This is a genomic window from Nitrosomonas sp. Nm58, assembly GCF_900107335.1.
Taxonomy (GTDB): Bacteria; Pseudomonadota; Gammaproteobacteria; order Burkholderiales; family Nitrosomonadaceae; genus Nitrosomonas.
Genome location: NZ_FNPQ01000044.1, coordinates 1 through 19,256, shown reverse-complemented (window position 1 = coordinate 19,256; position 19,256 = coordinate 1). Strand labels below are relative to the sequence as shown.

Here is a 19,256-nt window from a genome sequence, read left to right as displayed (position 1 = left end):
GTCTTCTTGCGCGCACTTTCCAGCAGTGGGCGGATCTGCTCGAACTGTTCGCGACTGATATCACTTGGATAACTTGTTCTCATCCTGCAAATATCGCACTTTTTCTGTCAAACGAAAAGACTTTGAACAGGTTCTTAGGGGTGGGAGATAGCTTCACCGGAAGTGGAAATGAGGGATCAAAAGACGAGGAGTTTGAATTGATACGAGCATAAATGCTGCTACGGGATAAACCTGTGAGTTGCATGACTTCTCGCAGGCGGATGAATTTGTTGGTGCGATTTATAGTATTCATAATAAAAGAACCTTAATTTAAACTTGATTTAGGACGAACCATACCGAATGAGCGCGCGAAAATTAAGCACTCAAGCCAGAAGAACAAAAAAATAAAATATCTAGAGCGCCCAGTAGGGCCAGTATTATTTTGTAGATGTTAAAAATCTACGAATTATCAGGATATTATTGAAGCAAATACGAATGCATTTGCTTTTGTACTCAACCATTATGCATGTGCTATGGAAGGTACCTTATCAATCGCGCTCTATGATTATCATCATTCGCGGATAATGGCATTACGTTAGCTAATTATTCAGAGCTAACAATGCCGCATCAAGTATTGTTAAAGGTTAATTTATCTGCTGCTGCTTGGGTCTATAGGCAATACTCCCTTTATTTATGCTGAAAACATTATTTCTGAATGATAACAAACGTATCCTTAGTTTTGCAAGAAAATTTAAAAAAGTTCTCGACGTGCTATTTTCTGAAGGTTATTCTCGAGCTAGTATTCACCTCGGAAAATCAATAAAAATAACTCAATCAGTTTTGCAATATCCTTGATTCTAGCCTTGCAAATCAACAAGAGGCCAGTTCTCTTCATTAGGAGCCAAAATAGAGTCTGGCATCTAGCGCTTTATTGTGAACTTCATATCGAAAATCATGTGCGAGTTTGCTATTGAGGATTAAAAATCCAGATGTTGTTTTCTTTACCTTTCAGAAATTCGCTTGAAAACAGTATTTCTTTATGATTTTAGTAATATGCTGATAAATAACAAATATGTATTAAGTATGTACATCCATGCGAACTAACTCAGTACACTCCTTTTTTCTAATACGAATTAAGTCCGTACACCATTTTTATCTTGCGCAATAACTCCGAACATCAAACAAACTTCTAAACTGGAAGATACTTGAGAGCTTCTTGCAAGCAATTCCACTTCCTAAAAAATTTCAGTCACACATATTTCTATTGAGTAATACCTTTTGGGTATTACCGCCATTTGCCTTCGCTTTCAGGTAAATGAACCTTTCATTATGAAAAGCTAATCGTTTACGAATGAACGATATGCTTTTTATTTCTTCCCGCAGATATATTTCATCAGCTTTTTACTTCAAATCAGAAACGTGTCTGTAGGCAAATTATATTCAGGAGTTATTACCATGAACATTCAATGTCCTAATTGTCGATCCATTCGCATTACCACTAAAGATGAGGGCAGAAAAGTAGGCGGCGCGATCGGTGCAGCTGGCGGCGGTATCCATGGTATCGCCGGTGCTGTGAAAGGCGCCAAAGTAGGGCGCACACTAGGTTTTATTGCAGGACCAGCCGGGGGAGCCTTTGGCAGTATCGCAGGAGCTTTCTTCGGCGGCCTGATCGGTACAGTGACTGGCGGTGTCACGGGAGCCAAACTGGGAGAGATTGTCGATCAACGCATCCTGGACAACTATTTATGTCGGTCATGCGGACACAGTTTCAGCGTCAATCATCATTTTGATCATTCAGCACCAATTGTTGATGGTCCAGTCAACTTTAATTTAACTGATTAGGAGTTCTTATGGCACATCTTATCGAACAAATGGCCTATGTAGGTCAAACACCCTGGCACGGCCTGGGCAATTGCTTGAGTCCCAAGCAACCGCTAGAAGTCTGGGCACAGCAAGCAGGGATGAACTGGCAGATAAAGGAGTCCCCAGTTCATTTTATGACCGAAGCGCTTGGCGGTCTGGCCTCCATCCATTCTTTTCCGGAACAAAAGGTTCTCTACCGCTCCGACAATAAAGCAGCATTATCGGTCGTCTCGCAGCGTTATCAGATTGTTCAGCCATCCGAGGTACTGGAATTCTACCGCGATCTGACAGAATACTCCGGTTACGAACTTGAAACAGCAGGTGTGTTGAAAGGGGGCAGAAAATTCTGTGCACTAGCCAAAACTGGGCAATCGATGGCGCTTAAAGACAATGACCTGGTTAATGGCTATCTACTTCTGGCAACATCATGCGATGGCACATTAGCAACGACAGCAACACCTACTACCATTCGTGTAGTCTGCAACAATACGCTTACCATCGCATTGAATGGAGAAGCGCGATCTATCAAGGTGCCGCATAGCACTCGTTTTGAACCTCAAGTCGTGAAGCAGCAGCTCGGAATCGCTGTTTCACAATGGGACGAATTCATGTATCGCATGCGTAAACTGGCAGAGCGCAAAATGAAATCGCGTGAAGCGATCAATTATTTTGAGCATGTGCTGTGTGATGCTCAATCAGTTAACACTGATAATACTGATTCTGCTGCGCCAAGTAACGAGCGTGCCTTGAAAAAGGTACAAAGCCTCTATAACGGGGAAGGTCGCGGAGCAAAATTAGATTCTGCCAAAGGAACCGCCTGGGGGCTGCTCAATGCCATCACAGAATACGTCGATCATGAAAAGCGGGCTCGTAGCAGCGAGCATCGGCTGGATTCTGCCTGGTTTGGTCAGGGGGCAGCCATCAAACAGCGTGCACTGGATACGGCCCTGCAATTAGTAGACTGAATCACAGAGTCGAATAAAACGCCCGGTAGGCTAATGCTTACCGGGCGTTTTTGTTTCCGTAAAAACAATTATCTCAGCAGGTGAAAATCATGCAAACAATACCCACTCACGTACCAGTCAAGTCTCGTGCAGCCTTGAAGCTGGTACGCACAAAGGCGATGCCGAGGGAAGAATGGCTTGCTGTCAGAAAACAAGGTATTGGCAGTTCAGATGCCGCTGCTGCAGTCGGTTTGAATCCCTATAAATCCCAATTAGAGCTTTGGCTTGAGAAAACAGTGCGAGACGGCAACCTGCCGAAAGTCGATCCTAAGGATGAAACAAGCCCGCTTTACTGGGGCAATATCCTGGAACCTATCGTTGCCGCGCATTATTCACAAAAAACAGGTCATCGGGTGCGTCGGGTTAATGCGGTGCTGCAGCATGCTGATCTATCGTGGATGCTAGCCAATATCGACCGGGAAGTAACCGGTTCCAGTGATGTTCAAATCCTCGAATGTAAAACAGCCGGTATCAACGGTGCAAGACTCTGGAAAGAAGGCGTACCAGAGTATGTCCAGTTACAGGTTCAGCATCAATTAGCGGTTACTGGCAAGAGCGCGGCTGATGTGGCCGTGTTAATCGGTGGGCAACACCTGGAAATACACAGAATTCCTCGGAATGAAGCCTTAATCAACCGCTTAATTCAGCTTGAACAGATCTTCTGGCGCTATGTCGAATCTGATAAGCCACCTCCGGCAGATGGTTCCGAATCGGCGGAATTGGCGTTGCGCAGTTTGTATCCAGAAGATAGTGGTTCAACCTTGGATTTCAGTCAGCATCCAATGCTGTCAGCTACTTTTTCTGATCTAGTCAGTGTCCGCCAGCGTTTGGCGGATTTGGAGAAACTGGAAGCGCAATACAAACAATCCATCCAGCAGGTAATGGGCGAAGCCAGCCGGGCAAAGTTCAAGGCAGGTGAAGTCACCTGGAAAAAGAGCAAAGACAGCGTTTCTCTCGATGTTGTCCGTTTACTCAAAGAGCAGCCTGATCTGTTGCAACGCTATCCAATGAGCAAAACGGGAAGTCGTCGTTTTGTCGTCATCGATGCCACTTCATCACTCTGATTTTTTGTTCAATTCTATTGCGTCTGTCCAGTCATGACCGGGCAGACCGCTCAAACTAAGGAGCATGATATGTTAAAAGGTTTAACCATTACACCGCCGATTCTGGGGAGAATATCCATTGGCAAGATCGTAGAGAAAAACGGCAAGCGTCTGCCGGAGAAGGATGATCAATTTACCATCACCAGCCAGATACAGAGCAGGGAAGGGTGGCTGCCGCATCCTTATGACGAAGGCTTGCGCAAGGCACAAGGCGGAAAGATACGAAGTATTCCAATCCGTCTGATGTTCAATGAACCGGATTTGAATTTTCGTGCTGAATACACTTTGTTCGATAGAAATTCCGGCAGGCCATTATGCGTCGGCAATGGTGAAACCTGTCGGCGCAGGACGGAAGAGGAAGTTGCTTCTTTTCCTTGTCCTTCACCGGATGGCTGTGCTCTCGCCAAAGGTGGTGCCTGCAAACCCTACGGCAGATTGAATGTCGTCATTGGCGACGATGATCCCCTGGGAAGTTTTATCTTCCGAACAACTGGCTTTAACAGCATTCGCACTCTGGCTGCACGTCTGCATTACTTCAAGGCCATTTCCGGCAATCGCTTATCCTGCTTACCGCTGGAATTGCGTCTACGGGGAAAATCAACCCTGCAAAGCTATGGTACGCCGATCTATTATGTTGATATTACGGTGCGCAGCGATCTGAGCATAGAAGAAACCTTGGCGCAAGCTCGGCGGATTGATGCCGAGCGACAGGAATCCGGATTTGACCAAGATGCCCTAGACCATGCAGCTCGTCTGGGGCTTAATAATGGCGCTTTCGAAGATGGTGAAGATGATAGCGGTGCGGTGATTGAGGAATTCTTTCCTGTTGAGGACGGAAACGAAACGACAGAGAAGAACGCTACTTTGCCAGTTCCAAAGATGACGGCTGGAGCAAGTAATCAAACGTCATTGGTATCGAAATTGGAGGCAAAAGCGAAGATGTTGAGTGATGAAGTTTGTTCAGGAAGTTAGTGGTTGTAATTTAATCTGCCGAATTAGGAAATTCGGCAGATTAAATCTCAATTTTTTTATTCTGGCTGTTCTGGTAAGGTGATGTCAGTGATCACTGTGTAATCTGGTCAAATCAATCACTTAATAAATGTCGTTTTTGTTGTAATTTAATCGAATTTTTAGCTTTAGTAACCAGTAGCATCATATTTTTATATGGACATTAGAAAGTTAAAGTGGATTTAAGCTCAATTATCGATCACTTACCTTTAAATAGCGATAAAAAATAATTATCATCTAGCAGTTGCTTGAGTAATGCGGAGGAGGATCCGTTTAGAGGTAGGTATGACTCTAACCCTCATCTGATTTTTTTGGTGAGCACCCTGGGATAATTCTGGGTAGTTTATGCCGGCCTTTCTGCCGATACTTACCACCATTGGGTTTCGGGGCGACGTTCAGAAAAAGTTCGGAGAAAACAAATGTAAGTCGTTGTTTTGCATGAGGAAGGAGGGCCAGAAGTGCGCCATCGGTGGGGCGGCCAGGTTCGGCCCTGGTTCGGTTTGTTCGGGTTGGTTCGGTGCCCGGGAAGAAAACTACTTTTGGATTCTTCGGCTATCTGTAGGCATAAACGACTGAACTCCGGACTGTTAATCCGACGGTCACTGGGTTGAGACAGGAGCGGGACGTTATCTATGAATAACTCGTTGTTCTATAGAGATAATATCGGAATACATCGGTTAGGGTGTCGGGGTGAGCGCCGGACTTCGACTCTTGCTTTCATATAACATCAAATTTTCTTGCATCTCGGTAGGTTGCTAATATCCTGATGCTCTGTCTAATAGTCAGTTTCTGAATGAACTACCAAATGCCTTGATTTGATAGTCGATAGTGGCATGTGTTGCTGTCGCTTAAATCCAGCAATATCAATCAGAAGTGATTTACACTTGGCTTACATAGAAAGAATAAGTCGAATTTGAACGAATATTAGTTCATATAGTTATAATTAGCTGAATGAACAAAAGTAAACTAACTCTTTCCCAATTAGAACAATACCTCTCTAAAGCTGCATGGATCTTGAAAGGTCCAGTCGATGCCTCAGATTTCAAGGTCTACATATTCCCTCTGTTATTTTTTAAGCGGATATCCGATGTTTATGATGAAGAATTTCGTAATGCGCTTGAAGAATCAGATGGCGATGAAGAATACGCAGCCTTACCTGAATTCCATCGTTTTGAAATCCCTGAAGGTTGTCATTGGAATGATGTGCGGGAAACATCAACCAATGTCGGTTTAGCCATTGAGAAAGCCTTAAGAGGTATAGAGCAAGCCAATCAGGAATTCTTGTATGGCATTTTCGGTGATGCGCAGTGGAGCAACAAAAACAAACTCTCTGACAGTCTGCTGATCAATTTGGTTGAACACTTTTCTAAATACACACTGGGAAATGAGAATATTAATCCTGATATGCTCGGCCAAGCCTATGAATATTTGATCAAGCACTTTGCCGACCTTACCAATAAAAAAGCCGGTGAGTTTTATACCCCTCGTTCTGTAGTGCATCTTTTAGGCTTGATCCTAGATCCCCACGAAGGGGAAAGTATTAATGATCCAGCTTGTGGAACTGGCGGCATGTTGCTGGAATGTGTTGATCATCTCAAACATAACCAGGAAGATTTCCGTACACTCAAACTCTATGGTCAAGAGAAAAACTTGACGTCCAGCTCAATCGCCCGGATGAATATGTTTCTGCATGGAATAGAAGATTTTGAAATCATCCGGGGTGATACATTACGCAACCCTGCCTTTTTTGAGGCAGATGGCTTAAAAACCTTTGATTGCGTGATAGCGAATCCACCTTTTTCACTAGAAAACTGGGGAGCAGGAAATTGGGTGAATGATCCTTTTGGTAGAAATATTGGCGGGGTCCCCCCGAAAAGTAATGGCGACATGGCCTGGGTACAGCACATGGTTAAATCCATGAACAGCACTGGCAGAATGACCGTCGTGCTACCGCATGGTGCGCTATTCCGCAAAGGGGCTGAAAGCACTATCCGGCAAGTATTGATAGAGCAGGATTTGCTGGAAGCCGTAATTGGCTTGGGACCAAATATTTTCTATGGCACGCAACTGGCCGCTTGTGTGATGGTATTCAAGCAGAACAAAGCATCCGAGAAAAAACACAAAGTCCTTTTTATCGATGCTTCCGATCAAATCAGAATCGGCAGAGCACAAAATTTCCTGGAACCCGTGCACGTAAAACAAATTTACGACTGGTATATAGCCTACATCAATGTTGAGAACTACGTCAAAGTGGCCACACTCAATGACCTCAAAGAAAACGATTACAACCTGAACATACCGCTCTACGTGGAAAAAATCATTGAAGATAACCTACCTAGTGTAGAAGAAGCTTTTAATGATTTAAAAGTCGCCTGGCAAGCCAGTTTAGAAGCAGAAGAAAAATTCAAAACAATTTTAAACGGATTTTTAAAATGAAAGATCTTCAATCCTTGGATGATGTCTTTAATAAAAAGGTTTTTAGAATTCCAGATTACCAGCGTGGATATGCTTGGGGTGAAAAGCAACTAATTGAGTTTTGGGAAGACTTACTCAGCTTGGATTCGCATCGCTCCCACTACACAGGCGTATTGTCGATAAAAAAGGTTCCAAAGAAAATTTGGTCAGGATGGAATGATGAAAAGTGGCTTATAGAAGGTAGAGGATATATTCCATACTTCATTGTGGATGGACAGCAACGACTTACAACAATTTCAATACTCATTCAATGTTTAATTGAAGCTGTTACAAGTAACCCTGCAAATGAGAGATGTAGCAAAGCGGAGATATTTCTTGGAGCTTATAAGCTAAGCGAGGTTATTGAAAAATATATAGCCATATTGGAACCAAAACATCGCACTATCAATACATATAAGTTTGGATATGAAGTAGACAATCCATCTTTTGAGTTTCTGCGTCATCAAGTATTTGAAGAACCTAATGCGGGCACCATTCGTGAAACTTTCTATACCTTGAATCTAGAAAATGCAAAGAAGTTTTTTAAAGAAAATATTGCAAAACTTATCAAGAAGAATGGCCTCAATTCGCTTAAGGATATATATGAAAAATTGACGCAACGATTTCTCTTTAATCTTTATGAAATCGACGACAACTTTGATGTCTTTGTCGCTTTCGAAACGATGAATAATAGAGGGAAACGACTTTCTGATCTGGAATTACTGAAGAACAGACTTATTTATCTGACTACTCTTTATCCACCTGAGGAAGTAGCAGATGACGTCAAGGAAAATATTAGAACAAAGATTAACAAAACTTGGGGTGAAATCTATAACCAGCTAGGCCGTAACAAAAAAACACCACTGAATGATGATGATTTTTTAAGAGCTCACTGGATCATGTACTTCAAGTACAGCCGCAATAAAGGTAACGATTACATACGTTATTTATTAGATGATTACTTTTCACCAAAAAACATTTTTGAAAAATTGGAAGTTAGTGCCAGTGGGATTGAATATGTCGAAGAGCTTATCGATTCGCCAGATACTGATGATGATGATAAGGTAATCGAACAAGTACCTATAATGAATCGGCAATCCAAACTGAAAATTATAGATATTAGTAAATACGTTGATAGCCTTAAAGAGTCATCTAAAATTTGGTATAGCACCTTTTTTCCAAGTGATTCTGAAGAGTTGAGCGAGATTGAACAAATAGCAATGGATAGAATCAATCGCGTTAAGATCGCGTATTTCAGACCATTGATTATGGCAGCACTAATTCGGACTAAACCATATGACAATGAGCGAATTTCACTACTAAATCAAATTGAGCGGTTTATCTTTATTTCTTTTCGGCTATGCCGAGCCCAATCCTCCTACCGAAGTAGTGCTTACTATCGCGATACAAGATCAATTTATATGGGGGAAATGTCGATACCAGAGGTTATTGCATCATTAAATAACGATCTATCTTGGGTATTCGACAAAAACAATATCTTCAAAACAAGCTATTTCAGAGACTTCATTAGCAGAAAATTTGGCCCGAATGGTGATGGATTCTACGATTGGAATGATCTGAGTTATTTCTTTTTTGAATACGAAGAAAGGATTAAAGAATCCAGGAATCAGCCAAAACTAGGATGGCATAATTTTACTAAGAGTGAAACGGATAAAGTCTCTATCGAACACATTTACCCGCAAACAGCAGATAGTGAATACTGGACAACTTGTTTCTCCAGATTTAGTGATGATGAATGCAGATATCTTCGTGGTTCCCTAGGAAATCTGTTGCCATTGTCTTCAAGCATCAATTCAAGTTTGCAAAATGACGATTTTCCCAACAAGAAAAAAATAAAAACCGATGACAATGGAAATATCATTCGCAATGGATATGCTAACGGTTCATATTCAGAATTAGAAGTAGCCAAGAATGAAAACTGGACAGAGACTGAGATTTTAGAGCGCGGATTAACTCTTCTGAAATTTATGGAAGAAAGATGGCGAATCAGTCTTGGTACACGTTCTAATAAATTAGAGTTGTTGCATCTGTCATTTCTGGATATGACCAATAACTCATCAACACCGGTTATTGCAGAAAGCCAACAGTTATGACCCAGCAAGAACTCGAAAGATACCTCTGGGGCGCAGCCACGGCCTTACGTGGCACCATTGATGCCGGGGATTATAAGCAGTACATCTTTCCCTTGCTGTTCTTCAAGCGCATTTCCGATGTGTATGACGAGGAATTTTCTAATGCGTTAGCAGAAAGCGACGGTGATCTGGAATATGCCGCATTTGCAGAAAACCATCATTTCCAGATTCCTGAAGGCGCGCATTGGAATAATGTGCGCGAGAAAACCGTCAATATCGGCACAGCCTTGCAGGAAGCGATGCGGGCCATTGAGCAAGCCAATCCGAATGCTTTATTTGGCATTTTCGGCGACGCCAGTTGGACCAATAAAGATCGATTGTCCGATGCCATCCTGACCAATCTGATCGAGCATTTCTCCCAGCATAAACTCAACGTCAGCAATGTGCCGGATGACCAGCTGGGTAATGCTTACGAATACCTGATCAAGGAATTTGCCGACGACAGCGGCCATACTGCTGCTGAGTTTTATACCAACCGCACCGTGGTCAAACTGATGACGCTGATTATGGACCCGCAACCCGGCGAAAGTGTGTATGACCCGACCTGCGGCTCCGGTGGTTTATTACTGAATTGCGCCTTGCATTTAAAAGACGAAGGTAAGGAATACCGCACCCTCAAACTGTACGGTCAGGAGGTCAACCTGCTCACCTCCGCCATTGCCCGTATGAACATGTTCATGCATGGCATCGAGGAATTCAGCATCGTGCGCGGCAATACTCTGACGCATCCAGCCTTTCTGGAGGACGACCAGCTCAAAACCTTTAATGTCATTCTCGCCAATCCGCCGTATTCGATCAAAGCCTGGGATCGCAAAGCGTTTGAGAGCGATCCGTACGGACGTAATCTCTGGGGCACACCGCCACAAGGTTGTGCCGATTATGCATTTCAGCAGCATATTCAAAAAAGTCTGGATAAGAAGAATGGTCGTTCCATAACCTTGTGGCCACATGGCATCTTGTTCAGGGATACCGAAGCCGATATGCGCCGCAAAATGATCGAGCAAGATCTGGTGGAATGTGTGATTGGCCTGGGACCAAACCTGTTTTACAACTCGCCAATGGAAGCCTGTTTGCTGATTACTAAGACCAATAAAGAAGCCAGTAGGAAAGGCAAAGTGTTAATCATCAATGCGGTCAGTGAGGTCAGGCAGGACAAGAATATTGCTTTCTTGGAGCCGCAGCACATCGAGCGAATTTATGCGGCCTATAAAGCATTTCAGGATCAGAATGGCTTTTGTAAAGTGGTTGGTATTGATCAAGTATTGAGTCATAAAGCCAGTTTAAATATGTCGCTATATGTCAGCAACGTAAATAGCAGCGATACAAAAATCTCGCTGAATGAAGCCCTGCAAAATTGGATGCAGTCATCGGCTGAATTAAAGAAAAGTATGGATGAGCTTTTTCGGGTGATTGGATAAATCATGACGGAAACCATGCAAGCAATTGATCTCAAGAATCTGGATAAATCCAACTGGAAAACTTACCGCTTTGATGAAATTGCCAAGAATATTTCTGAACGAGTTGATCCGAATAATACCGATTTGGAAGTTTATATTGGTCTGGAACATATCGATTCTGATTCTATTCATATTAAACGCACCGGCACGCCGGATGACGTAGACGGGCAAAAATTAAGGTGTTACCCCGGCGATGTGATATTTGGCAGACGGCGAGCTTATCAACGCAAAGCGGCCATTGCTACTATGGATGGTTTTTGCTCAGCACATTCTTTGGTGTTAAGAGCTAATCCAGAAGTGATCGAGCCAAAACTGTTTCCGTTTTTTCTGCACTCCGATTTATTTATGCACCGGGCGGTTGATATTTCGGTGGGGTCCTTGTCGCCGACGATCAATTGGGGAACGCTTAAACACCAAGAATTTCTGCTCCCCCCCAAAGACCAGCAAGCTCAACTGGCTGAACTGCTTTGGGCTATGGATGATGTGATTGAGAAAGAGTACGCACTAGTCGATTGTATCAATAAAAACTTTGATTCACGGTGTCGGCAATATTTTCATAATGAAGCACAACAATATATGACCCTTGATGATTGTGCTGATGTAATCATGGGTCAATCACCGCCTGGTGAAAGTTATAATCAAATTGGAGAAGGTGCTCCACTTATAAATGGGCCAACTGAGTTTACTGATAGATACCCTATAAAAATCCAATGGACATCAAAGCCAACTAAATTTTGTGAAAATAAAGATATTCTTCTTTGCGTTAGAGGAAGTACCACAGGTCGGATTAACTTATCTAATGATACCTATTGCATTGGGCGAGGAATCGCAGCAATTAGAGGCAAAGGTATTTTTAAAACTGATTTTATTGAGTTCGCATTAAGATTTAATGTCGGTGAAATTATGAGATTGGCATCGGGCTCTACTTTTCCAAATATTGATAGCAAAACATTAAAGTCTATAGTTTTACCTAAAGTAAATGATGAAAAGCAGTTCCAAATAATAAAATGTTTGAAACAATTAGATTCATCGAGAATTAACGCGTTATCCAAAATCGAAAATTCAAAATCCCTACAAAGAAGCCTAATCAACCAAATCTTCTAGCAATGGCCTTCACCGAACTCAACAGTGTTGAGCATTACATCATCCATGAAATCAGCGGCGTGAATCTGAACGCGGGTAAGGTGGCTGAACCCAGAGCGGGTTATGGAGCGCAGTGGATTTATCAATCGGCGGATGAGTTGGCGCGCGGTGTCAACGAAGTGTTGGTGGAGAGTGAACTCAAAACCGCCTTGCTGCGCTTGAATCCAGAAATTCAGCTACGCCCGGAATTGGCTGATGAAGTGATCTACAAATTGCGTGCGATCTTGATTTCGGTGAATCAAATCGGGCTAGTGAAAGCCAATGAAGAGTTCTTTAAATGGCTAAGTGGTGAAAAGACCATGCCATTTGGCGACAACAATCGCCATGTGCCGGTGCGCTTGCTGGATTTTGATAATTTGATCAATAACCGCTATGTCGTTACCAATCAATTCCGCATTCATCATCGCGAAACCAAAATACCCGATGTAGTGTTGCTGATCAACGGTATTCCGGTGGTAGTGGGTGAGGCGAAAACGCCGATACGCCCTTCGGTCAGTTGGTTGGATGGGGCGCATGAAATTCATACGGTGTATGAAAATGCGGTGTCGCAGCTGTTTGTGCCGAATATTTTGTCATTTGCCACTGAAGGCAAGGAGTTGTTTTATGGCGCAATCCGTTGTCCGCTGGAATTCTGGGCACCGTGGCGGCTGGAATCGGACGGCGGCGATATTGCCAAGAGTCTCGGTCTAGCGGAAATCGGCAAAGAGTTGACTGATTTGCTGAAGCCCAAGCGCTTGCAGGATATTCTGCTTAACTTCTCTTTATTTACCACCAACAAAAGGAAACAGCGCAGCAAAGTGATTCCGCGTTTTCAGCAATATGAAGGCGCGAATAAAATTGTGCAGCGGGTGATCGAAGGGCGGATTAAGAAAGGCTTGATCTGGCATTTCCAGGGTTCCGGTAAATCGCTGCTGATGGTGTTTGCGGCACAGAAACTGCGCCGGGCGACGGAATTGAAAAGTCCGACCGTGATCGTACTGGTGGATCGAACCGATTTGGATACCCAGATCAGCGGCACCTTTAATGCGGCGGATGTGCCGAATGTGGAAACCACCGACAGCATCAGCGAGTTGCAAACTTTATTGGAACGCGACACCCGCAAAATTATTATCTCGATGATTCATAAATTTCGCGATGCCAAGCCGAATATGAATACTCGCGACAATATCATTGTGCTGGTCGATGAGGCGCACCGTACCCAGGAAGGTGACCTGGGCCGGCAAATGCGCGCGGCTTTGCCGAATGCGTTTTTATTTGGTTTGACTGGAACACCGGTGAATAGAGCTGATAAAAATACCTTCTGGGCCTTTGGCGCAGAGGAAGATCAAGGCGGCTATCTGTCGCGTTATACCTTTCATGATTCGATCCGCGATGAGGCGACCTTGCCGCTACATTTCGAGCCGCGTTTAGTGGACGTGCATGTCGACAAGGAGTCGATTGATCGGGTTTTTGCCGAGTTTACCGAAAGCGCGGCACTTACCGATGAAGAAGCCGATGCCTTAAATCAGAGATCAGCAAAAATGGTGTCGTTTTTGAAATCACCTGAACGGGTGGCTAAAATCGTAGCCGATATTGCTGTGCATTTTAAGGAAAAAGTGGATCCGCAAGGCTTTAAAGCGATGATTGTGACACCTGATCGTTATGCCTGCGTGCAATATAAAGAAGAACTGGACAAACATTTTTCTGCTGAAGCCAGCCGGGTGGTGATTTCCACGTCAGCCAATGATGCATTTGAATTTAAGCAAAAATGGGCGATGGATAAATCGGCACAGGAGAAGATTATCGATGAGTTTAATGATGCCCATTCCGATTTAAAATTTATTATCGTCACAGCCAAACTGTTGACTGGCTTTGATGCGCCAATACTGCAAACACTGTATCTGGATAAATCATTAAAAGATCACACCCTACTGCAAGCAATTTGCCGGACTAATCGTTTATATCCTCATAAAACCTTCGGCAGAATCGTGGATTATTTCGGCGTGTTTGATGATGCCGCCAAAGCACTGGAATTTGATGAAGAAAGTGTTAAGCAAGTGATTACGAATATTTCGGAATTAAGAGGCCAATTACCACAGGCGATGCGCGAGACTCTCGCTCATTTTTCTGGCGTCGATAGAACACTGGAAGGCTTTGAGGGTTTGGAAGGAGCACAGAATGCTATTAATACCAACGAGAAGAAAGATGCCTTTGCGCTTGACTTTAAGTATCTGGCGAAGCTATGGGAATCTTTATCACCCGATAATATCCTGGAACTTTATAACCAGGATTACAAATGGCTGGCACAAGTTTATGAATCCGTTAAGCCCGCTTCTGACAATATCGGTAAGCTGCTGTGGCTATCATTGGGTGCCCAGACCACGCAACTGATTCATGAAAACATCCATGTTGGTGATGTTCATGTTCTGGAAGAGTATGTGCTGGATGCCGATGTGATTGAGGATATTTTCAACCACCCTGATTCCAAGAAAGTCAAACAACTGGAAAAAGTATTGATCAAGCGGTTTCAAAACCACGTTGATTACCCTGCCTTCAAAAAGCTCAGTGAACGCCTGGAAGAACTGCGCGATAAAGCCGAAAAAGGTCTGATTAGCTCAATTGAATTTGTTAAAGAATTGTGCAAAATTGCCAAGGAAACAGTTCAGGCAGAAAAGGAATTAGCAGAAGCCCTACAGGACAAAACCCCGCAAGCAGCATTGACTGAATTATTTTTAGAACTGAAAACCGATCAAACACCGGCTGTCGTAGAACGTATTGTTGCGGATATTGATGCGATTGTTCGTGTAGTTCGCTTCCCCGGCTGGCAGCATTCCACATCTGGTGAGCGTGAGGTGCAGAAATCTTTACGTAAGGCATTGTTGAAATATCATCTGCATAAAGATCAGGTGTTATTTGATCGGGCTTATGCTTATATTAAGGAATATTATTAAAGCAGGGAAGATTGGGTTATTTGCCGGCAGATGCCGAACTTTTTTCGGCTAGTGCATGATAATTTTGCAAGAAGCTCTAAGTTAAAAAATATTATCTAAGACCGATTTTCACCTAATTTCTGCAAAAATATAACTGTATCAAAATGTATAGTGATTACTAAGTCAAATTTCAACCGGTATTAACATCCTTTTCTGTCAATTTTAGACCGGTGTCAACATAATTAAATGAATATATTATGCATAAGGAATAGGTTAAAGGGGTGCGATTGATTCCGCTAGTTTCCTTTTTATAACTGCCTCGCGACCTTCTTGTAATGAAAATTTGCTTATTGGCCGCACACGCATTTGTGCAACACCAGGCTTTGATCCAGCTCCGAGAAACACCATTTCCCCGGCATTTATAGTAAAGTCCACGCTTTCTCGATTTTCTGGAGAGGTAGCTACCAACCTATATTTGCCAGGATCAACAACCAATCTTGAATATGTGTTTCCCGAGAGAGTTGCCACATTCTCGCCATTTAACCAGATATGCAAGAAAATACGATATGAACCGAGTCCACCTGTTTGTATTACATAAACAACAGATTTGTCTGGTACAGAAATAAACTTCTTAGCTTCAATATCTTGGCTATGTGGAGCAAGCTGAACAGAAGCGCATCCTAGTATCAAGAGCGCCAATAAAGCACTAGTTAACAGGCGAATACAGTTCATAGTTTTAGCCTTTCACAGATTCAATCGCAACTAATGGGTTTTATGTCATAGTATTTCACTGCTGAGCCTCTTGCAAAATTATCACGTGCTAGGGTCTGTTGACATTTCACATAGGTAGCCACAGATATCCGCACGCTATGGCTACCATACTTTCGTAATTTCGCTTCAGTTTGTCGTATCGTGTCGCTATTGCCCGATATTGCTTTAGCCGGGCAATAGCATTCTCCACCAAATGCCGGTATCTATACAAACCCCAATCCATATCTGCGTTACCCTTCAGCGAGTTGCGCTTTCTCGGTATCACAGCCTGAGCTCCTTTCTTTGTTATCTGTTCCCGTGTGTCCATGAGTTCACTACCCATTCATCGAAAGTTATTGCAGGGTATCGTCACCACGGAGATTCTAATCAATATTTTTGGTGACTGTATCAATAGGCACATCGGTAATGACTTTTTCACGATTCTGAATCATGAGGGTATTTTGTTCTGAAAGCAAACTGCCATTTGCTACTACGTGAAATTGTCCCAAATGATCTTCTATAAAAGACTGCCCGCGTTCCGTCAAAAAGTTAATGCTTTTGTTTAATACTGCAATATCGTTGTTCAGTTCTATAAGAAAGTTTTGCGCGGTTATTACGATGTTGGCAAGTCGAGTATCCACTGATTTGTATAAAATATTTTTTGCAACTTCGTTGTCAGAGAAGTCTTTCTCAATGCGCTGCATTTCCTCATAAGCTTGTGAGTAAGCGCTATCCTGAAGTTGTTTATACTTGATTGTTTTGTCATAAACAAGGTTTTGAGCCTTTTCTCTAAGCTCAAGTTGCATATGTCCAATCGCATTTATGGCACTAACATTTAGCTTGGTTAGGTGTTGTTGATACTGCATGATCGCCTCCGATACAGCCTTCATGCGTTCAAAATCCTTATCTTTCTTGATTTCTTCAATTTCGGCTAATATTCTTTGAACTTCGGTATTTTTCTTAATTTCAAGCTCTGCATCAACTTTCTTTTGCCGATCTTCGATGTTGGCAATATGCGAAGCCTCATTCATTCTTGCCTCAGATTCTGCCTTTATCGTGTGTTCTTGAACTTCAATTGATCGACGATGCTCTCTTCCCTTTAGAGGCTCTCTTGTCCAATCAGTAATCAATTTAATTGGTTCGTAGATAATACCGCTAAGCTTATCAAACATACCGAGAACGCTCATAATTCTATTCCTTAAGTGAGGTAAATAGCTCGTCGAACAAATACTTTTCTTTAGTGCTCATATATCGGAGTTTTTTTAACTTTTCCTCGTGTTGTGCACTTATTGCGAGAAGCTTATTTAAGTTATCTATTTTTTCCTTGACTAACGACGTCAGTGCATTACTTTGTTTACCTTCTATATTGATCCTATCCACGATAAAGCGCTCGCATAACTTTTTATACGCTTGCAAGAAGTAGCTTGTTATTTCTGGGGAGGGTGTGGGTGTAGAGCTGTTTTTGCATTCTTTTATCTGCATATCAGAATGCGCGCTTAGCCATTCAAAGAAATATTTATCAATGGCTAGATCCATCTCTGGTCCATTCGGGGGCAATGAGAACATATAACTGTATAGATTAGGATCTTCGGAGCAATAGGAATTAACCAGTTTGCTCCTACCTTCACGGAGAATATTTAGTGCGAATACCAATTCTTCACGGCTCATTGCTCGCTTGTTTTGTTTGTCGCAGTAACTAATTCCTTTGCTTGCTTTCTGATATCACCAATAGTGTCAAATGTATGCTCTTCAATTAGCCCATTACTAATATCAAGACTTTTTGTGTAGCTATTAACAAGCTCTTCTATCCATTTGCTTGCAACTTCGCTGGGTACTTGCGATTCTTTCATTGCAATTGATACCTCTCTTAAAGTATCAGAAAAGAATTTGGCGCGTTCTTTTCTAAGATCTTCTTGTAAAGTTCCAACAAATTTTATTTCTTCCTTATATTCTTTAATTAGACCTAGATAATTCTTTTCATATTCAAATAGAATACCAAGCTTATCCTTTAACTTTGAAGTGGATACTTGCTCATTAAAATTGATAAGTATGGTTTTTTTTATTGCTTCAATGGCTCTTGCATCCATTTCGATGTCGTTAAAACAATTATCCAGCGCCTTGCTAAATTCAATAGTATTGCTCATTTGAAGTCTCCAAAAATTGGCATTATGTAGATAAACCGGAACTTATCATTTAAGTGCGGCAAAAAAGATTCCGTCATTCCACCACCGCAAATCCAGCGGCTAGCGCGGTAAACTAGCCAAATCTGATGCACACAATCTTTAGGAAAGATTGAAGGCTCACGAAGCGGTCGTGCTTCTGTTTGCGAAAGATCCACGGGTATCATCTGCCAATAACCGAGCAGAGCGTGACCTGATAATGTAAAAGTCAAGCAAAAGGTCTCGGGTTGGTTTCGGGTCAGAGTCAGTGAATACGCATATCCCTGTTGCCGAATCTCAAGCTACCTGCATCCCATGGCCAATAAAAGGTATAACAATTGTCGCATTCAAATAGTGTTGGCCGATGAATCCCAAAAATACGGGGTGATTAATTACTGCAAGAGTAGATTTTCGTAATTATTTATGCATATTCATATCGTACCTAAGTCGTACACATACGAAACTTTAAAGAAACAGTAAAAAACAGTCCATTTTGCTCATTTTAACGTTCAGTTTTAAGATGGATCGTCAATAAATCATATAAATTCAATAGCTAACCCCACAACCACAAGAGCCTTCGGCGACGCTATGGGCTTACATGGACGCCCACTTTTTGCCAAGCTTTCAGTTAATGATTTTGAGGAAGTAAAGATTGCTGCCATACATCCGGACTTTTTATAAAGGCATATTGCCTTTGTCCCTGATGGAATTCGCTGAGTGGCACCTAATCACAATAACGTGCTTTATGCACTGAGCCCATAACAGGTTTAGCCACTCACGGTCTGACCAGTCTCGCCATCATGTCATGATTGCCTGTGCAATCGATGATAGTCTCTCCTCTTAAACTCGCTTTTACTGCAACATTACCAATCCAGTTTGATTCAATCGCTCCGATCAGTGAGCTGCAGCAGACGCTGTCGTAACGTGATTGGGATGAAATGTGGTTCCTTTAGTAAGCAATGCCCAGATGATACGAGCGTTCTTGTTCGCCAGAGCAACAGCAGCAATGTTCTTATTGCGCCGTTCTATTAATTTGCGCAGCCAGCTTTCTGGCTCGGTCTTCTTCTCGGCATAGCGGATGACCGCTCGCGTTCCATGAATCAACAGGGTACGCAGATAAGCATCTCCGCGCTTGCTGATACCCGGTAATGTCTGCTTGCCCCCGCTGGAGTGTTGCCCGGGTACTAACCCAAGCCATGCTGCTAATTGCCTGCCGCTTTTGAACTCCATGGCATTGCCTACTGTGGCTACCAGAGCACTTGCCGTGATCGGAC

The 19,256-nt window shown here is 42.8% G+C and carries 15 protein-coding genes and 2 pseudogenes; 9 read left to right on the top strand and 8 right to left on the bottom strand.

Features of this window, described 5'->3' with window-relative positions:
• A pseudogene (locus BLW34_RS15715) lies at positions 1 to 83 on the bottom strand (IS5/IS1182 family transposase); the annotation flags it as partial.
• Positions 80 to 244 (bottom strand): helix-turn-helix transcriptional regulator, encoded by a 165-nt coding sequence (locus BLW34_RS17470; RefSeq protein ID WP_371263941.1) that lies wholly within the window; start codon positions 242 to 244, stop codon positions 80 to 82. The pseudogene BLW34_RS15715 and the gene BLW34_RS17470, both read right to left, overlap by 4 nt.
• 1,190 nt (positions 245 to 1,434) lie before the next feature.
• Here BLW34_RS17470 and BLW34_RS12620 point away from each other — a divergent pair.
• The 9 genes from BLW34_RS12620 to BLW34_RS12575 all read left to right on the top strand — a co-directional run bounded on the left by BLW34_RS12620 (position 1,435) and on the right by BLW34_RS12575 (position 15,094).
• Positions 1,435 to 1,821 carry a hypothetical protein gene (locus tag BLW34_RS12620; protein ID WP_218138856.1) on the top strand — a complete coding sequence of 129 codons (387 nt, stop codon included), beginning with the start codon at positions 1,435 to 1,437 and terminating at the stop codon, positions 1,819 to 1,821.
• Between the two features lie 8 nt (positions 1,822 to 1,829).
• Positions 1,830 to 2,807, top strand: a complete 978-nt coding sequence (locus BLW34_RS12615) for a DUF932 domain-containing protein (protein ID WP_090580214.1) — start codon at positions 1,830 to 1,832, stop codon at positions 2,805 to 2,807.
• 89 nt (positions 2,808 to 2,896) lie between these two features.
• On the top strand, positions 2,897 to 3,910 hold the full coding sequence (locus tag BLW34_RS12610; RefSeq protein ID WP_090580211.1) for a YqaJ viral recombinase family nuclease: 1,014 nt from the start codon (positions 2,897 to 2,899) through the stop codon (positions 3,908 to 3,910).
• Positions 3,911 to 3,979: 69 nt separating this feature from the next.
• Complete coding sequence (locus tag BLW34_RS12605) at positions 3,980 to 4,921, top strand: recombination directionality factor (protein ID WP_090580207.1); 942 nt, start codon at positions 3,980 to 3,982, stop codon at positions 4,919 to 4,921.
• Between the two features lie 987 nt (positions 4,922 to 5,908).
• The gene (locus BLW34_RS12595; protein WP_090580201.1) at positions 5,909 to 7,393 is read left to right on the top strand and encodes a type I restriction-modification system subunit M; all 1,485 of its coding nucleotides are present in this window, start codon (positions 5,909 to 5,911) and stop codon (positions 7,391 to 7,393) included.
• Positions 7,390 to 9,525, top strand: a complete 2,136-nt coding sequence (locus BLW34_RS12590) for a DUF262 domain-containing protein (protein ID WP_090580199.1) — start codon at positions 7,390 to 7,392, stop codon at positions 9,523 to 9,525. Before BLW34_RS12595 ends, BLW34_RS12590 begins: the two co-directional genes overlap by 4 nt.
• On the top strand, positions 9,522 to 10,982 hold the full coding sequence (locus BLW34_RS12585; RefSeq protein ID WP_090580196.1) for a type I restriction-modification system subunit M: 1,461 nt from the start codon (positions 9,522 to 9,524) through the stop codon (positions 10,980 to 10,982). Before BLW34_RS12590 ends, BLW34_RS12585 begins: the two co-directional genes overlap by 4 nt.
• A 3-nt stretch (positions 10,983 to 10,985) precedes the next feature.
• Positions 10,986 to 12,125 (top strand): restriction endonuclease subunit S, encoded by a 1,140-nt coding sequence (locus BLW34_RS12580; RefSeq protein ID WP_090580192.1) that lies wholly within the window; start codon positions 10,986 to 10,988, stop codon positions 12,123 to 12,125.
• Positions 12,126 to 12,127: 2 nt separating this feature from the next.
• Positions 12,128 to 15,094 carry a type I restriction endonuclease subunit R gene (locus BLW34_RS12575; RefSeq protein ID WP_090580189.1) on the top strand — a complete coding sequence of 989 codons (2,967 nt, stop codon included), beginning with the start codon at positions 12,128 to 12,130 and terminating at the stop codon, positions 15,092 to 15,094.
• 252 nt (positions 15,095 to 15,346) lie between these two features.
• Here BLW34_RS12575 and BLW34_RS12570 read toward each other — a convergent pair whose 3' ends face one another.
• The 6 genes and pseudogenes from BLW34_RS12570 to BLW34_RS12540 all read right to left on the bottom strand — a co-directional run.
• Positions 15,347 to 15,805: a DUF2846 domain-containing protein gene (locus BLW34_RS12570; RefSeq protein WP_090580186.1), complete on the bottom strand. Its 459-nt coding sequence runs from the start codon at positions 15,803 to 15,805 to the stop codon at positions 15,347 to 15,349.
• A gap of 106 nt (positions 15,806 to 15,911) precedes the next feature.
• A pseudogene (locus BLW34_RS12565) lies at positions 15,912 to 16,142 on the bottom strand (transposase); the annotation flags it as partial.
• Positions 16,143 to 16,206: 64 nt separating this feature from the next.
• Complete coding sequence (locus BLW34_RS12560) at positions 16,207 to 17,010, bottom strand: hypothetical protein (protein ID WP_090580183.1); 804 nt, start codon at positions 17,008 to 17,010, stop codon at positions 16,207 to 16,209.
• A gap of 4 nt (positions 17,011 to 17,014) precedes the next feature.
• Positions 17,015 to 17,491 carry a hypothetical protein gene (locus BLW34_RS12555; protein WP_090580180.1) on the bottom strand — a complete coding sequence of 159 codons (477 nt, stop codon included), beginning with the start codon at positions 17,489 to 17,491 and terminating at the stop codon, positions 17,015 to 17,017.
• Positions 17,488 to 17,967 carry a nickel transporter gene (locus BLW34_RS12550; RefSeq protein ID WP_177166038.1) on the bottom strand — a complete coding sequence of 160 codons (480 nt, stop codon included), beginning with the start codon at positions 17,965 to 17,967 and terminating at the stop codon, positions 17,488 to 17,490. The genes BLW34_RS12555 and BLW34_RS12550 overlap by 4 nt, the downstream gene beginning before the upstream one ends.
• A gap of 909 nt (positions 17,968 to 18,876) precedes the next feature.
• A partial coding sequence (locus tag BLW34_RS12540) for a transposase (RefSeq protein WP_143037924.1) occupies positions 18,877 to 19,256 on the bottom strand: 380 nt, incomplete at its 5' end.

What these genes read in the sequence shown, in the direction of transcription:
- BLW34_RS17470 (WP_371263941.1), bottom strand. Translation starts at nt 244, where the DNA reads ATGCAACTCACAGGTTTATCCCGTAGCAGCATTTATGCTCGTATCAAT.
- BLW34_RS12620 (WP_218138856.1), top strand. Translation starts at nt 1,435, where the DNA reads ATGAACATTCAATGTCCTAATTGTCGATCCATTCGCATTACCACTAAA.
- BLW34_RS12615 (WP_090580214.1), top strand. Translation starts at nt 1,830, where the DNA reads ATGGCACATCTTATCGAACAAATGGCCTATGTAGGTCAAACACCCTGG.
- BLW34_RS12610 (WP_090580211.1), top strand. Translation starts at nt 2,897, where the DNA reads ATGCAAACAATACCCACTCACGTACCAGTCAAGTCTCGTGCAGCCTTG.
- BLW34_RS12605 (WP_090580207.1), top strand. Translation starts at nt 3,980, where the DNA reads ATGTTAAAAGGTTTAACCATTACACCGCCGATTCTGGGGAGAATATCC.
- BLW34_RS12595 (WP_090580201.1), top strand. Translation starts at nt 5,909, where the DNA reads ATGAACAAAAGTAAACTAACTCTTTCCCAATTAGAACAATACCTCTCT.
- BLW34_RS12590 (WP_090580199.1), top strand. Translation starts at nt 7,390, where the DNA reads ATGAAAGATCTTCAATCCTTGGATGATGTCTTTAATAAAAAGGTTTTT.
- BLW34_RS12585 (WP_090580196.1), top strand. Translation starts at nt 9,522, where the DNA reads ATGACCCAGCAAGAACTCGAAAGATACCTCTGGGGCGCAGCCACGGCC.
- BLW34_RS12580 (WP_090580192.1), top strand. Translation starts at nt 10,986, where the DNA reads ATGACGGAAACCATGCAAGCAATTGATCTCAAGAATCTGGATAAATCC.
- BLW34_RS12575 (WP_090580189.1), top strand. Translation starts at nt 12,128, where the DNA reads ATGGCCTTCACCGAACTCAACAGTGTTGAGCATTACATCATCCATGAA.
- BLW34_RS12570 (WP_090580186.1), bottom strand. Translation starts at nt 15,805, where the DNA reads ATGAACTGTATTCGCCTGTTAACTAGTGCTTTATTGGCGCTCTTGATA.
- BLW34_RS12560 (WP_090580183.1), bottom strand. Translation starts at nt 17,010, where the DNA reads ATGAGCGTTCTCGGTATGTTTGATAAGCTTAGCGGTATTATCTACGAA.
- BLW34_RS12555 (WP_090580180.1), bottom strand. Translation starts at nt 17,491, where the DNA reads ATGAGCCGTGAAGAATTGGTATTCGCACTAAATATTCTCCGTGAAGGT.
- BLW34_RS12550 (WP_177166038.1), bottom strand. Translation starts at nt 17,967, where the DNA reads ATGAGCAATACTATTGAATTTAGCAAGGCGCTGGATAATTGTTTTAAC.